The organism is Marinobacter alkaliphilus (genome assembly GCF_055394375.1).
The window spans coordinates 3067750-3081827 of sequence record NZ_AP043751.1 but is presented as its reverse complement, the minus strand read 5'-3'; the positions used below and the strand labels follow the sequence as shown (position 1 = coordinate 3081827).

The window sequence follows — 14078 nt, the reverse complement described above, 5'->3', positions numbered from 1 at the left end:
GATCAGCGGTTGATCCACCAGTTGTTCAGGTCGATACCATTTTTCGGTGTGACCTCAGGTCGCTGTAAATGGTTCCAGTAGGCTACCCGGTCTTTGGTCAGGTACCAGTGCGGAATCACATAGTGACTGTGCAGCAGTACCCGGTCGAGGGCGCGCACACGGTGCACCAATTGTTCCCGATCCGGTGCCTGGATCACCATGTCGACTAACTGATCTACCACGGGGTCGTTAACACCCATGAAGTTTCGGGAGCCGGATACGTCCGCGGTGCTGGAGTGCCAGTATTCCCTCTGCTCGTTGCCGGGGGAGTCGGATTGCGGAAGCACCTGGGTGATCATGTCGAAGTCAAAGCTGCGCACCCGTTGAATGTACTGGTTGCTGTCAACAAGGCGCACGGTGACGTCTATGCCCAGGCGTTCCAGGTTGCGGGTAAAGGGCAGTACCACACGTTCAAAACTCTTCTGGAACAGCAGCACTTCAAAGCTCAGTTGCTTGCCGCTTTCCTCATGCACCATTTTGCCGCCACGGATGCTGTAGCCGGCCTCGTTCAGCAGTTCCATGGCTGCCCGCAGATTGTCGCGCATGGACCGGCTGTCGCTGGTGTCAGGCGGAGTGTATTCGCGGGTAAAGACCTCCGGGTTCAGCTGATCGCGGAAGCGTTCAAGGATGTCCAGTTCAGGGCCTTGAGGTAGACCGGATGAGGCCAGTTCACTGTTTTCGAAATAGCTGTTGGTTCGGGTGTACTGGTCAAAGAACAAGTTGCGGTTAGCCCACTGGAAGTCAAAGCCGTAAGCCAGGGCCTGGCGGACCTTCGGGTTACTGAATACCGGCTTTCGGGTGTTGAAGACAAAACCCTGCATACCGCTTGGGCGTTGATGAGGGATGGCCTCGCGAACGATTCGGCCATCTTCGAAACGCCGGCCGGTGTAGGCGGTTGCCCAGTTCTTTGCGGAGGTTTCCTGGCGGAAGTCGAAGTTGCCTGCTTTGAAGGCTTCCAGCGCTACCGTGTCATCGTTGTAGTATTCGTACTGGATGCGCTGGAAATTGAAACGTCCCACACGTACAGGCAGGTCTTTTGCCCAGTAGTCTTCAACCAACTCATAGGTAACAGAGCGCCCAGCATCGAACGAACCAATGCGGTAGGGCCCACTGCCCACCGGAACGTCCAGACCGTTTCGACCAAACTCCCGCTCTTCCCAGTAATGGGCTGGGAGGATGGGCATCTGCCCCAGGATCAGAGGCAGCTCACGGTTTTCGGTGTCACCGAAATCGAATCGGATACGATGGCTATCTTCAACGGTGACCTTGCTCACGTCCGCATAGTAGTTGCGGTAGAAGGGGTGTCCTTCGGTGGTCAGGATACGGTGCGAGAATTCGACGTCTTTGGCGGTGATCGGGGTGCCATCCTGAAACCTGGCTTCTTCCCGCAAATTAAAGATCACATATCGGCGGTCCTCGGGAAACTCCACGCTCTCGGCAATTAAGCCATACTCGGAGAACGGCTCATCCGAGGATGATTCCATCAGTGTGTCATAGACGTAGGTGCTGACGCCGGCGGCTGCCACGCCCCGAATCACAAACGGGTTGAAGCTATCGAAGCCGTTGGATACCACGGACAGCTTCAGGGTGCCGCCCTTTGGGGCTTCAGGATTGACGTAATCGAAGTGGCTGAAGCCTTCCGGGTACTTCAACTCACCGTGCATGGCGATCCCATGCACGGGCGCTAGCCCGTTTTCATGGTGATCGTCAGCAAAGGAAAAAAACGGAGTGGCCATCAAGGCCAGGGATGTGATCAGTCCAGGCAGGGTCAGATGAGGTGCTTTCCGTGTTTTTGTCATGGCTCTCGCACGTTATGGGCTGTTTCTTATGTCCACGTAGAGTACCAGACTTTGGCCGGGTTGCAGATAACGGTTGGTATTAAGATCGTTCCATGATGCGATATCCCGCACATTCACCGAGAAGCGGCTTGCAATGGCAGACAGCGAGTCACCCTGGCGCACGCGATATCCCACCTTGCGAACCATGGCGCTGTCCCGCTGGCTACTGGCAACATTCTTGGTGGGTTGTGCGGTTTTAGACCAGATCACCAGTTGTTTGCCTGGGATCAGCGGGTCGCCCGGCGCCATACCGTTCCAGGCCGCCACTTCCCGTACCGAAACCCGATGTTCCCGGGCGATGTCCCAGAAGGTATCGCCACGGCGGACCGTGTAATTAACCTTGTTGCCATCCCGTTGCCGCTCCTGTGTGCGTTGAAGCCTCTGGTTCTGACTCAAGGCGTAGGTTTCCGAACCCTTGGTGGCCGAGGGGATCAGTAGCTGCTGGCCGATGCGGATGAGATCGCTGTTCAGCTTGTTAACCTGCTGGATGACGGACGGTGTTGTCGAAAACTTCCGGGCAATGGTGTTCAGGCTATCGCCTTTCTGCACCCGGTAGTTTTGCCAGGACACCCGCTGTTCGTTTGGGAACCTGGCAAGTGCGGTCCGGAAACCGTCGGCTTTCTCAACCGGAACCAGCAACCGATGAGGCCCATCCGGGTTGGTGGCCCAGCGATTGTAGGAGGGGTTCAGCAGATAGATTTCGTTGATTTCGATACCGGCAAGCTCAGCCGCCTGGGCGAGGTCGAGCTGAGAGCCGGTGTCGACGACCTCGAAAAATGGCTCGTTCTTCAGGGCCGGCAGTTCAATGCCATAGGCTTGAGGGTCGTCAAAGATCTTTGCCAGCGCGATCAGTTTGGGTACGTAGTGTCGGGTCTCGGTGGGCAGGCTGAGCGACCAGTAGTCTGTGGACTTACCGGCGTTGCGGTTACGGCGAATGGAGCTGGATACTGTGCCGCCACCTGCGTTGTAGGCAGCCAGGGCCAGGGTGTAGTCGCCATCAAACCGGTTGGCCAGGCGGTCAAGGTAGGTAAGGGCTGCATCGGTTGCCGCAATCACGTCCCGGCGGTCATCGTGCCACCAGCTTTGAGTCAATCCGAAATACTTGCCGGTTGACGGGATGAACTGCCACAAGCCCGCAGCCCGCCCGTGTGAATAGGCGAAGGGGTCAAAGGCACTTTCAACAATGGGTAGCAGTGCAAGTTCGTTGGGTAGACCCCGCTTTTCGGTTTCTTCCAGGATGTGGTAGAGGTATCGGGAGCCACGTTCAACCACCCGGTCAATGTAGCGGGGGTGGCGGGCATACCAGTCCAGCTGTGCCTGAACCCGGGCGTTGTCAACGGAGTGGTCCATCTGGAATCCGGCCCGAAGCCGGTCCCATAAATCGGACTCCGAAGTGGCAACGTCCTGGCTGCTACGGGGGTTATCCAGCTTCTCCCGTGCTTCCCTGGCTTGCTTGCGCAGTTCGGGGGCGATGGCGTCGTCCAGCGGTGCATCGCTGGCCTGGTCACCGTTTCCGGACGCAACCGATTTCTTTAGACCCTCGTCGCCCTGCGCAACCACGACTTCGTCAGAATCCAGGGGGTTGCTGTCTGCGGTGTGGTTGTCTTCACCAAACCAGGCTGACGGTGTGTGCCAGTTTTCAAGAACCTGACTGGTGCTGCAGCCTGAGAGGAGGGTGCTGGCAATCAGCACGTAAGACAATCGTTTCACCGACATAAACACAGCTTCCGGGTATTGGCCGGGTATGGACAGAAACCCGGCACATTAATGAGTTACGGTAACAAACAGGCTTGGATTCTATGGGAGCCCTTTTCCGGGGGTCAATACGGCTGATGTTACGGCTGTGAGAAGAAATGTTAAGAACTCAACCATTAACAGCTCAGAAATGGTCCTTGCCGTGTCGAATGGCCGCGAACACCGCATCCGCTGAATCGCATGGCAAACCCTGCCTTGCAGCATATTGCCGGGCACTTTCGATCACTTCCGGCTGGTCCCAGCGCATAAACGGGTTCAGGGTTTTTTCTGCGCCAATACTGGAGGGTACGGTCGGCTCACCACGGTTCCTCCTGGCCTGACAGTCCTGCTCAAACTGCTCGAGGGCTTTGTCGTCTGGCAACCAGCTGCGGGCAAACCTGAGATTGGCCAGGGTGTATTCGTGTGCACAGTAAACCCCGGTCTGATCGGGCAGGGCGCGCAACGACTCGAGAGACTGTCGCATCTGCTCGGGTTTGCCCTCGAACAGCCTCCCGCAGCCGCAAACGAAGAGCGTGTCGCCGCAGAACAGCACAGGGCGATCATTAATCTCAGTTTCCGAGTAGTAGGCAACATGGTCGAGAGTGTGGCCCGGTACCGCCATGACCTCGAAGGTCAGGCCTTGCCAGACCACTTCGTCACCGGGATGGATCGGGTTGGTGGTGCCCTTGAAGGGGGAATCCTCCGGGCCCGTTATGCGAACATCCGGAAAGGTCTTTGCCAGGCTGGCGATGCCGCCGGTGTGGTCGGGGTGGTGGTGGGTGACCAGTATGGTATCCAGAACCAGCTGCTGACTTTCCAGGTAGTCTTCCACCGGCTGGGCCTGCCCAGGGTCTACCACCAGCGCTTTGCCGGATGACCGGTCGCAGAGGCACCAGATATAGTTGTCGGAAAACGCAGGAATGGCCTGGATATCGAACATGCATGACCCCATGTGCTCTTTGGATGTGGCTGTTATGATAGTCCAACGCCGTTTCTATCCCAAGGGTCGTTCGTGAGCCGGGAACAAAAGGCGGTGCAGGGGAATCCGGTTAATGCAGAGATTCAGATTGGGCGCCTCAGGGGCGGTGGACTACTCACAAAGGCATGAGAGTTTCGAGCGCTGGTTCCAGACTCCGCTTGGCAGATCGTTGCTGGCCAGCCAGCGCCGGGTACTTGATCATGCATTCGAAGGCCTGGCCGGGGCCCGGCAACTGCAGGTGGGGCTAAGCCACAGGCTGCCGCTTGCCAGCGGCGCCGACTTCGTCCAGAAAATCATCACCACGCCTGGCTGGCACCCGCAGATGCCGGATGGTGTAGCAGTGTGTGATGCTGACGAACTGCCGTTTCCAGGGGACTCCATGGATCTGGTGATACTGCACCACACAGCGGATTTCTCCCCGGATCCCCACGAGGTATTACGGGAATCGGCCCGGGTGTTGAGGGGCGAGGGGCGTATTGCGCTGATTGGATTCAATCCACTGAGCCTTTGGGGTGTCAGGCGTCTGCTTTCAAGACATCATCAAGGGCCCTGGGGAGGGCGCTTCCTGATGCGTTCACGGATGGAGGATTGGCTCCAGCTGCTCGGCTTTGAGCTTGAGACTTCCTGCACCCATTTTTGCACCCTGCCGGTTCAGAGAAAGGAAGGCTACACCACCAGGAATCACCGTACCCTGAATGAGAACGGTCATTTCCTGCCGGTCGGCGCGTATTACTGTATCCTTGCCCGCAAGCGTGTGTACGCCCCCATCCGCAGGCGGGCGCCCTGGCGCAAGAGCAAAGTGATCTCGATGCCCGGCACGGTGGGTGCCTCGCGGGGGTGTTCAAGCCAGAGCGCTGGCGCGACAGAGAATCAATGAATAATTGGGAGAGTAAATGGCTGGCAAGGTGGTGATGTACACCGATGGTGCCTGTAAAGGCAATCCTGGTCCCGGTGGGTGGGGTGTGGTTTTGCGATACGGAGATGCCTGCAAGACCCTGCATGGTGGTGAGCGCCAGACCACGAACAACCGTATGGAGCTTATGGCCGCTATTCGCGGTTTGAGGGCCCTGAACCGTGCATGTGAGGTTGAGCTGTATACAGACTCCCAGTATGTCCGCAAGGGCATCACGGAATGGATGGCGGGCTGGAAGCGAAACGGCTGGAAGAATTCGGCGAAGAAGCCAGTCAAGAACGCCGACTTATGGCAAGAGTTGGACACCGAAACGGCACGACATAAGGTGAACTGGCACTGGGTCAAGGGCCATTCCGGTAACCCCGACAACGAGCTTGCGGATGAACTGGCCAACCGTGGCGTTGACGAACTGACCAGCGCCTGACGCGGCCTGTGGTGTGGGCGACGACGGAAACAGAGAGCACAGAGACATGAGACAGATCGTACTGGATACCGAAACCACGGGTATCGACCCGAACGACGGCCACCGCATTATCGAGATTGGCTGCGTTGAAGTCATTGAGCGTGAGCTGACGGGCCGCAATTACCACGTCTACATCAATCCAGAACGGGAGGTTGAGGCCGAAGCTATCACCGTTCACGGCATCACCAATGAGTTTCTGACCGACAAACCCAGGTTCGCCGAAATTGCCGACGAATTTTTCGAGTTTATCAAGGGTGCGGAGCTGGTTATACATAACGCGGCTTTTGACGTCGGCTTCATGGACGCCGAGTTCGCGCGCCTCAAGCCGGTCCGGAAAACCGCTGACCACTGCGGCATCGTCGACTCGCTGGCCATCGCCCGGGCCAAGCATCCGGGTCAGAAGAACAACCTGGATGCCCTGTGCAAACGCTACGGAGTAGATAACAGTAACCGGGAACTGCACGGCGCGTTGCTGGATGCGGAGATTCTGGCTGACGTTTATTTGTTGATGACCGGCGGGCAAACAGCGTTATCCCTGGATGCCGGGGCTGGTGATGATGGAACTGCCGGTGGCATCCGCCGCCTGACTGGCAGCCGACCGGCTTTGGCTGTGATCCGCGCTGATGACGCCGAGGCCTCGGCCCATGAAGAATTTCTGGCGATGATGGAGAAGCAGGCCGGCCACACCGTCTGGAGCAAATTACAGCAATCGGAATGAGAACCACGTCAGGGTGTACCATTTGTTACATTCCGCCTTTCTTGAGGTACTTGAGTTTTATGTTATAAGTAATGATAAGTTCGCCAGTTTTCTGCGAGCTGAATGTTGGCCGGCAGGGTGCATGGCCCATAACAAACGCCGGCCCCATGTCCCCCGGCATTAGTTCACGAACAGGATGCGGTAGTCTCCGCAAAGTAACAGGAAGCGTTTATGGTTCAATCGTCTCTGGCGACGAAATCGCAGTCGTTTGATTTGGTCAAAAGCGAAATCGAACAGACCATCAAACAGGCAGAATCCAGCCTTGAGCGCTTTCAGGAAAATCGTGAGAGTGGGGAAGACCTGCAGAACTGTGTTGATTATCTCAATCAGTTGCGGGGCATCTTCATTCTGGTGGAATTGCGTGGTGGAACGCTGCTGTGTCAGGAGGCAGTGAACCTGGCCAACGACGTGCCCGTAGGCGCCAATGACGACAAGAACATTCTGCTGACGACCCTCAACAGCGCCCTGTTTATCTTGCGTCGCTACGTTGAATATTACCACCAGCAACGGGAAGACCATCCGGAATTGCTGCTGCCGGTGATCAATGATCTACGCGAGGCGCGGCGCGAGAAACCCTATCCCGAATCCTGTTTCTTTGATGTGGATGTGAAAGAGCGTCCGGATTTCTGCTCCGGGCTTTCGCTTCAGCCGCTTGAAGGCGGCGATGCCGAATACGAAATTCTCGCCAGGCGTATGCGCCTGACCCTACAGGTCGCTCTGCTTGGCATTCTTCGTGAGCGTAATGAGGTGGTCAGCAAAAAGCTGGTGGCCAGGGCTTCCCGTGGCTTTGCCAGACTTTGCCAGGGCGCGCCAATGGGCCAGATGTGGTGCTTGCTGTCTGTGGTTGCAGACACCATGCTGGACCGGGCCATGGGCTTCAATAAAGCCCGCAAACGTCTGCTTATGCGAATAGAGAAGTATGCCCGCGAAGTGGTGTACGTTGGCAAAGTGGCCACCACCAAAGATGCCCCTGACTCGGTCATCAAAGACCTTGTCTACCTTTTGTACCGCAGCGGGTCCGCTAATCCCGAGGTGGCGAGCGTTCTTTCCGCCTACCGGCTGGCGCCCTCTGAGTTTCCCGATGCTATCCTTGAAGCCCACTCGCGCCGGCTGTACGGCCCGGGTTCGGATGTACTGAAATCCTTGTCGGAAGCGCTGCAGGAAGAGCTCAATCAACTGAAGGATAAGCTGGACATCATCGAACGGGGTATCGAGCCAGACCTGGCCGAGCTGGCGTCCATCGCTGACGCCCTCGAGCGCCTGGCGAACACCCTGGTGATGCTCGATCTCAATCGCCTGGCCGGTATTGCCCGTGAGGAAGCGACAAAACTCCGTCAGTGGGAGGAGGAGAAGCGCCTGCCGGCAGAGGACGAACTCTATCGCCTGGCCGATTCGGTGCTGGGGGTGGAGGATGCCGTCATGCAGATCGTCATTCGAGGTATTACCTCGGAGACCGATGCGTTGGCAGGCAGTGAACGCAAGCGGGACGAGTCCGTCTACCTGCAGGAAGCCATCTGGGTGGTTGCAGACGAGGCGCGCAGCGCCCTGACCCTGGCCAAGCGTGCTATTACCGCGTTTATCGAATCCGACTACGACAAGTTGCACCTGGCCAACCTGCCGGGCACCCTGCGCAGTATCTGGGGTGGTTTGCAGATGGTGAACGACCCCCAGGCTGCCAGTGTCATTGCGCGGGTAGCGGCATCCATTCAGGAGCAGCTACTGGATGCGAGGGAAGCGCCGGCACCTCAGGTGCTTGAAGCGCTGGCGGACGCGCTTACGTCGCTGGAGTACTACATTGAAAGCATTGGCCGCCGCGAAGAGAGCAACAGCGACCTGCTGAAACTGGCGGAATCGTCGTTGGGCGACGTCGGGCTGTAATAACGGCTTCGGTGTCGTTGAAGCGACCAAAAAAAACCTGCGACTTGCGCAGGTTTTTTTATGGCCTGTTAAGCGGGGCTTAGCCCATCTTGAACAGTTCACCCAGCTTGGTTGCCAGCATCATGTCGCCTTCGGCGCGCAGCTGACCAGCCATGAATGCCTGCATGCCGTCGGTTTCGCCGGAAACGATACCCTGCAGGGTGTCGGAGTTCATGATCAGGGTAACGGAAGGATCGTCGTTCGCGCCTTCGTGCAGCTTGCAAGTGCCGTCGTTGATCACCAGGTGGTAGGTTTTGTCATCTTCGATGTCGAACTGGAACACCAGATCCAGGCCTTGTGCCGCGTCTGCGTTGAAATTCTGTTCGAGTTTTTCAAATACCTGAGCTACAGACATTGTTTTACCCTTTTGAGTGGTTGTCTTGTCATGGTGACGGCTTGGAATCCCTGGCCTCAGAAGCCTGTTTGATAGCCCGGGTAGCGCCGACCTCGCCATCCGACTTTATGGTTAGAACACGGTTGTGTCAAGCTTGATCGAACGCTTGTTTTAATTTTCTTTTGGACTTATCACGCCCCCTGTGAGGGGGTACACTCATGGCTTTGCAACGACGTCTGGAGACTGCATTTTGGAATTTCTGACCGAATACGGACTTTTCCTCGCTAAAGTGGTGACCTTCGTGGTGGCCGCCATCATTCTGGCCTCGGTGATTTTCTCCGCCACCCAGCGGGACCGGAGTGATCATGAAGGAGAGGGCGAGCTCAAAATTCGCAAACTGAACGACCAGTACCGGAAACTGAAAGAATCCATCCAGTCCCGGTTGATGTCAGACGCCGAACACAAGGCCTGGCAGAAACAAAAGAAAAAAGAAGAGAAAGCCGAGAAAAAATCGGCCAAACAGGATAAAACCGCTGAGGAAGAAAAGGCCTCCAAACCACGCATCTATGTCATCGACTTCGATGGCGACATCAAAGCCAGCGATACCGACACGCTCAGGCGGTCGGTCTCTGCGGTGCTCAGTGTCGCCAACCCGGAGACAGACGAGGTGGTGGTTCGCCTGGAAAGCGGTGGCGGCCTCGTGCACGCCTATGGTCTGGCAGCCGCACAGCTTGACCGGATTCGCAGTAAAGGGGTTCCCCTGACGGCCTGCGTAGACAAGGTGGCGGCCAGCGGTGGTTACATGATGGCTTGCGTTGCCGACAAGATCATTGCGTCGCCCTTTGCAGTTCTCGGTTCGATTGGTGTGGTTGCCCAGCTGCCGAACTTCCATCGTTTCCTGCAGAAGAACGATGTGGATTTTGAAGTGCTGACCGCCGGTGAGCACAAGCGCACACTGACCGTGTTTGGAGAGAACACCGAAAAGGGCCGGCAGAAATTTCTCGCGGACCTTGAAGATACCCACGGTCTGTTCAAGGAATACGTCAGCGAGCGGCGCCCTGCGCTGGATATCCAGGCGGTGGCCAATGGCGACATCTGGTTTGGCAAGCGTGCCCTTGAGGTCAAGCTCATTGACGATATCAAGACGTCGGACGAATACCTGATCGAGGCCTGCGATCGGGGTGAGGTGGTCTCGGTGTCATTCCAGAGTAAGAGAACCCTGCCGGAACGGCTTGGCCTGGCCACCAGTGCGGCGCTTGAGCATACCGTTTGGCGGGTGCTCAGTGCTTTCCGTAATCAGAAAATTCAGTAAGTCAGGGTCGGGCGCAGAGAGTTTAACGCTCTGCGCCCACCCGTGATCGCTCAGGAAGCCCTGCGACGGAACAGGGGCTGGTCGGTATCGGTGGCGGCCTGGTAGGCCTGGCTGAAGAAGTTCAGGCAGCGAGCTGCCTTGCTGATGTCCTTGTCGGCCCGCAGCACGTAGGAATCGAAGCCGCACCGTTTCATGAACTGCAACTGGTCCAGCAGTACATCTCCAATAGCTCTCAGCTCTCCCTGGTAGCCAAACCTTTCCCGCAGCAGGCGGGCGATACTGTAACCCCGGCCATCCACAAAGCGTGGAAAGTTCACCGCAATCAACGGTAATTCCTTAACCTTTTCCCCGAGCATTTCGGGCTCGTCATGGCTGTCGAACCAGACTCCGATATCATCCCGGCCTACGTAGTGCTCGTAGCCTGCAAGCCACAGATCCGCGGGAATCAGCGCAGGCTGGCCTGCGGCTACATTGAGGGATTCACCCTCGGCAGGGCGCTCTACGACCACCCAGCTGTCGTTACGGATGCTGCCGTCAGCAGCGATTACATCAGGCATAGACCCGCTCCTTGAATGGTTCAATACCAACACGGCGATAGGTATCCAGGAAGGTTTCTTCCTCGCTCCGTTTGTCGACATATACATCAATGATCTTGGCAATCACTTCGGGCATCTGGTCCCTTGCAAACGAGGGCCCCAGAATCTTGCCAATGGCGGCGTCATGATGGGAGTCGCCACCGAGACTGATCTGGTAGAACTCTTCGCCTTTCTTGTCAACGCCCAGCACGCCAATGTTACCAACGTGGTGGTGGCCACAGGCATTCATGCAGCCGGAGATGTTGAGGTCGATGGGGCCGAGGTCGTACAGGTAATCCAGATCATCAAAGCGACGCTGGATAGCCTCAGCAACGGGAATCGATTTGGCGTTGGCCAGGGCGCAGAAATCGCCGCCCGGGCAGCAGATGACGTCGGTCAGGGTGTTCAGGTTGGCAGTGGCAAAGCCCAAGGGAACGAGGCGCTGCCAGAGCTCGAACAGCTGGTCCTGGCGAACATCGGCCAGAACCACATTCTGCTCGTGTGTCGCGCGGGCCTCACCAAAGCTGAACTGGTCCGCCAGGTCGGCAATCTGCTCAAGCTGATAATCGGTCACGTCACCCGGCGGGGTCCCGGTTTTTTTCAGGGTCAGGGTGACACTGGCATAGCCGGGCTTCTTGTGCTCGCTGACGTTGTGAGTCAGCCACTTGTCGAATTCGCGGTTCTCAAATCGTTGCTCACTCAGCAGGGCAGTGGCGTTCTCCAGTGTCTCGTAGTCAGGCTCGGTGAAATAGCCCTGGAATTTTCGGATCGCTTCCGGGGTCAGCCGAGTCGGGGAGTCTTTGATGTGTGCCCATTCAGCTTCGACTTTCTCGGCGAAACCTTCCGGGGTCAGTGCCTTCACAAGAATCTTGATGCGTGCCTTGAACTTGTTGTCGCGCCGGCCGTAACGGTTATAGACCCGCAGGACCGCCTCCAGGTAAGTCAGAAGGTCGAGTTCCGGCAGGAATTCCCGGATGACTGGCCCCACCATGGGCGTGCGGCCCAGGCCCCCACCCACGTGTACGCGGAAGCCCAGATCGCCCTGATCATTCCGGACCAGTTGCAGGCCGATATCGTGCACCTGAATGGCCGCCCGGTCCGTCTTTTCGGAAGCATTAACCGCCACCTTGAATTTGCGAGGAAGGAAAGCGAATTCCGGGTGGAAGGTAGACCACTGCCGGATAATCTCGCAGTAAGGGCGAGGGTCGGCGATTTCATCGGCCTGAACACCGGAGAACTGGTCTGTGGTGGTGTTACGGATGCAGTTACCGCTGGTCTGGTTGGCATGCATTTCGACTTCGGCCAGTTCGGCCAGGATATCCGGAACGTCTTCCAGGTTTGGCCAGTTCAGCTGGATGTTGGTACGGGTTGTAAAATGCGCATAACCCTTGTCGTAATCACGGGTGATGCGGGCCAGGCGGCGGATCTGGTCTGAACGGAGCATGCCATAGGGCACACAGATACGCAGCATGGGTGCAAGACGCTGAACGTAGAGACCGTTCTGCAGACGAAGTGGAAGAAACTCTTCTTCCGCCAGCTCGCCCGCGAGGGCCCGCTCGGTTTGGTCCCGAAACTGTGCGACACGTTCCGCGGCAATTTGCCGGTCGTGCTCATCATAAACGTACATAGGGTAACGTCCTGCCTGGTAACTTCTGAAATGCGGTTGTTGAATGGCGCCAAAATGACATTGGGCCTTATTCCTGAAGCGGAGGATATCACTGGGTTTTTATTCTTAAAATGATTATTTCAAAATATCATTATCGATTCAGGTGATAAGCAGGAAAATCAGCAGCGGCGGGCAGGACTGGACGAATATCAATTTCCTGCTTTAATAAAAGGTTCATCGCGGGTTAGCGTGAAAAAGTAGGAGACGGCGGTCAAACCGGTTAGTTTTGAGTTCGCCAAAACAACAAACCTGACCGACTCACCGCCGTCCCTATGAATGCTAATCCTCTTGCCCTGTTCTGGGAAGGATTCACGATAGAATCGTATGCCCAGATTGACGCTCAATCTCTGCTCATCCGACTGCAACCTGCCGACGATTACTTGCCATGCTGCAGTGGTTGTAATCAGCACACGCTTGCCATCCATGACATCAGCACCCGACGAGTCCGAGAACGCGACCTGTTCCAATACCGCGTCTGGCTGGACGTGCCAGTTCGCCGAGTTCGTTGTACGACCTGTGGCCCCAAGCTTGAACAGATTCGCTGGTTACCAGGGCGACAGCGTCTGACGGCAGGCATGGTCAGTTGGATTGAATCCCTGGTACGACTGATGCCGATCCAACATGTGGCAACGCTGCTAGGGTTGCATTGGCATACGGTCAAGGCCATCGACCATCGGCGCCTCAAACGAGAAGTGACTGAGCCAGATAAACGCCGGATTCGTCGACTGATCATGGATGAGTTCGCCTTGTTCAAGGGACACCGCTACGCCACCGTGGCGATTGATGCGGATACTCAACAAGTCCTCTGGGTTGGAGAAGGCCGCAGTCGAGCAGCGGTACGCCCCTTCTTTGAATGGCTGGGGCCGGAAACCTGTGGCCAGATCGAAGCCGTGGCGATGGATATGAATACCGCCATGGACCTGGAAGTTCAGCACCACTGCCCACAAGCACGGGTGGTCTATGACCTGTTCCACGTTGTAGCAAAGTTCGGACGGGAAGTGATTGACCGTGTCCGGGTCGATCAGGCCAATCAGCTTCGACACGACAAGCCGGCTCGCAAAGTAGTGAAACGAAGTCGCTGGCTGTTGCTCAGAAACCGAGGCAACCTCAAGGACGAGCAGGCTCTGAAGCTCGAAGAACTGCTGCAAGCCAACCAGCCCCTGATGACTGTCTACGTCCTGAAAGACCAGCTCAAAGAGCTCTGGTACGCTCCCTCAGAGGCCGATGCCAGACAACGCTGGCAAGACTGGCTAAATCTGGCTATGAGTAGTGGGCTGGCCCCCGTGCAGCAGTTTGCCAGGCGCCTCAAGGGCTACGTCGACGGCATTATCGCCAGCGCGGTCTACCGGTTGAACACCAGTGTGTTGGAGGGAATGAACAACAAGATCAAGGTGATCAAGCGGGTGGCCTACGGCTACCGGGATAACGACTACTTCTTTCTGAAGATAAAAGCAGCATTTCCCGGTAAAGCGCGATGAACCTAATAAAAGCCGGGTACTGAAACAACAACAAGACTGGATAACCGAGGAGTAAGCTATGAAAAAGACAGCG

12 protein-coding genes are annotated in these 14078 nt (G+C 56.8%); 6 read left to right on the top strand and 6 right to left on the bottom strand.

What is annotated here, in order from left to right; translation table 11 throughout:
* Positions 1 to 2: 2 nt before the first annotated feature.
* The 3 genes from ACZ5Q2_RS14105 to gloB form a co-directional block, all read right to left on the bottom strand.
* Complete coding sequence (locus ACZ5Q2_RS14105) at positions 3 to 1838, bottom strand: extracellular solute-binding protein (RefSeq protein WP_230713922.1); 1836 nt, start codon at positions 1836 to 1838, stop codon at positions 3 to 5.
* A gap of 12 nt (positions 1839 to 1850) precedes the next feature.
* Positions 1851 to 3593 (bottom strand): LysM peptidoglycan-binding domain-containing protein, encoded by a 1743-nt coding sequence (locus ACZ5Q2_RS14100; protein ID WP_061332818.1) that lies wholly within the window; start codon positions 3591 to 3593, stop codon positions 1851 to 1853.
* A gap of 163 nt (positions 3594 to 3756) precedes the next feature.
* Positions 3757 to 4551 (bottom strand): hydroxyacylglutathione hydrolase, encoded by a 795-nt coding sequence (gene gloB, locus ACZ5Q2_RS14095; RefSeq protein ID WP_061332820.1) that lies wholly within the window; start codon positions 4549 to 4551, stop codon positions 3757 to 3759.
* A 112-nt stretch (positions 4552 to 4663) separates the two neighbouring features.
* On the opposite strand from gloB, the gene ACZ5Q2_RS14090 reads away from it, so the two are divergent.
* The 4 genes from ACZ5Q2_RS14090 to ACZ5Q2_RS14075 all read left to right on the top strand — a co-directional run bounded on the left by ACZ5Q2_RS14090 (position 4664) and on the right by ACZ5Q2_RS14075 (position 8601).
* Positions 4664 to 5467, top strand: a complete 804-nt coding sequence (locus ACZ5Q2_RS14090) for a class I SAM-dependent methyltransferase (protein ID WP_061332822.1) — start codon at positions 4664 to 4666, stop codon at positions 5465 to 5467.
* A gap of 16 nt (positions 5468 to 5483) precedes the next feature.
* Positions 5484 to 5927 carry a ribonuclease HI gene (gene rnhA, locus ACZ5Q2_RS14085; RefSeq protein WP_061332824.1) on the top strand — a complete coding sequence of 148 codons (444 nt, stop codon included), beginning with the start codon at positions 5484 to 5486 and terminating at the stop codon, positions 5925 to 5927.
* 46 nt (positions 5928 to 5973) lie between these two features.
* Complete coding sequence (gene dnaQ, locus ACZ5Q2_RS14080; RefSeq protein ID WP_061332826.1) at positions 5974 to 6684, top strand: DNA polymerase III subunit epsilon; 711 nt, start codon at positions 5974 to 5976, stop codon at positions 6682 to 6684.
* A 210-nt stretch (positions 6685 to 6894) separates the two neighbouring features.
* Positions 6895 to 8601, top strand: a complete 1707-nt coding sequence (locus ACZ5Q2_RS14075) for a hypothetical protein (protein ID WP_061332828.1) — start codon at positions 6895 to 6897, stop codon at positions 8599 to 8601.
* Between the two features lie 79 nt (positions 8602 to 8680).
* Here the strand turns inward: ACZ5Q2_RS14075 and ACZ5Q2_RS14070 are convergent, their stop codons facing one another.
* Complete coding sequence (locus ACZ5Q2_RS14070) at positions 8681 to 8995, bottom strand: SCP2 sterol-binding domain-containing protein (protein ID WP_061332831.1); 315 nt, start codon at positions 8993 to 8995, stop codon at positions 8681 to 8683.
* Between the two features lie 229 nt (positions 8996 to 9224).
* Between ACZ5Q2_RS14070 and sohB the strand changes: the two genes are divergently transcribed.
* On the top strand, positions 9225 to 10286 hold the full coding sequence (sohB, locus tag ACZ5Q2_RS14065) for a protease SohB (RefSeq protein ID WP_061332833.1): 1062 nt from the start codon (positions 9225 to 9227) through the stop codon (positions 10284 to 10286).
* A 50-nt stretch (positions 10287 to 10336) separates the two neighbouring features.
* Here the strand turns inward: sohB and ACZ5Q2_RS14060 are convergent, their stop codons facing one another.
* A complete protein-coding gene (locus ACZ5Q2_RS14060) occupies positions 10337 to 10843 on the bottom strand; it encodes a DUF934 domain-containing protein (RefSeq protein WP_061332835.1) in 507 nt (168 codons plus the stop codon).
* On the bottom strand, positions 10836 to 12488 hold the full coding sequence (locus ACZ5Q2_RS14055; RefSeq protein ID WP_061332837.1) for a nitrite/sulfite reductase: 1653 nt from the start codon (positions 12486 to 12488) through the stop codon (positions 10836 to 10838). The genes ACZ5Q2_RS14060 and ACZ5Q2_RS14055 overlap by 8 nt, the downstream gene beginning before the upstream one ends.
* 311 nt (positions 12489 to 12799) lie before the next feature.
* On the opposite strand from ACZ5Q2_RS14055, the gene ACZ5Q2_RS14050 reads away from it, so the two are divergent.
* Positions 12800 to 14005, top strand: a complete 1206-nt coding sequence (locus ACZ5Q2_RS14050) for an ISL3 family transposase (protein ID WP_011785425.1) — start codon at positions 12800 to 12802, stop codon at positions 14003 to 14005.
* Positions 14006 to 14078: the final 73 nt, after the last annotated feature.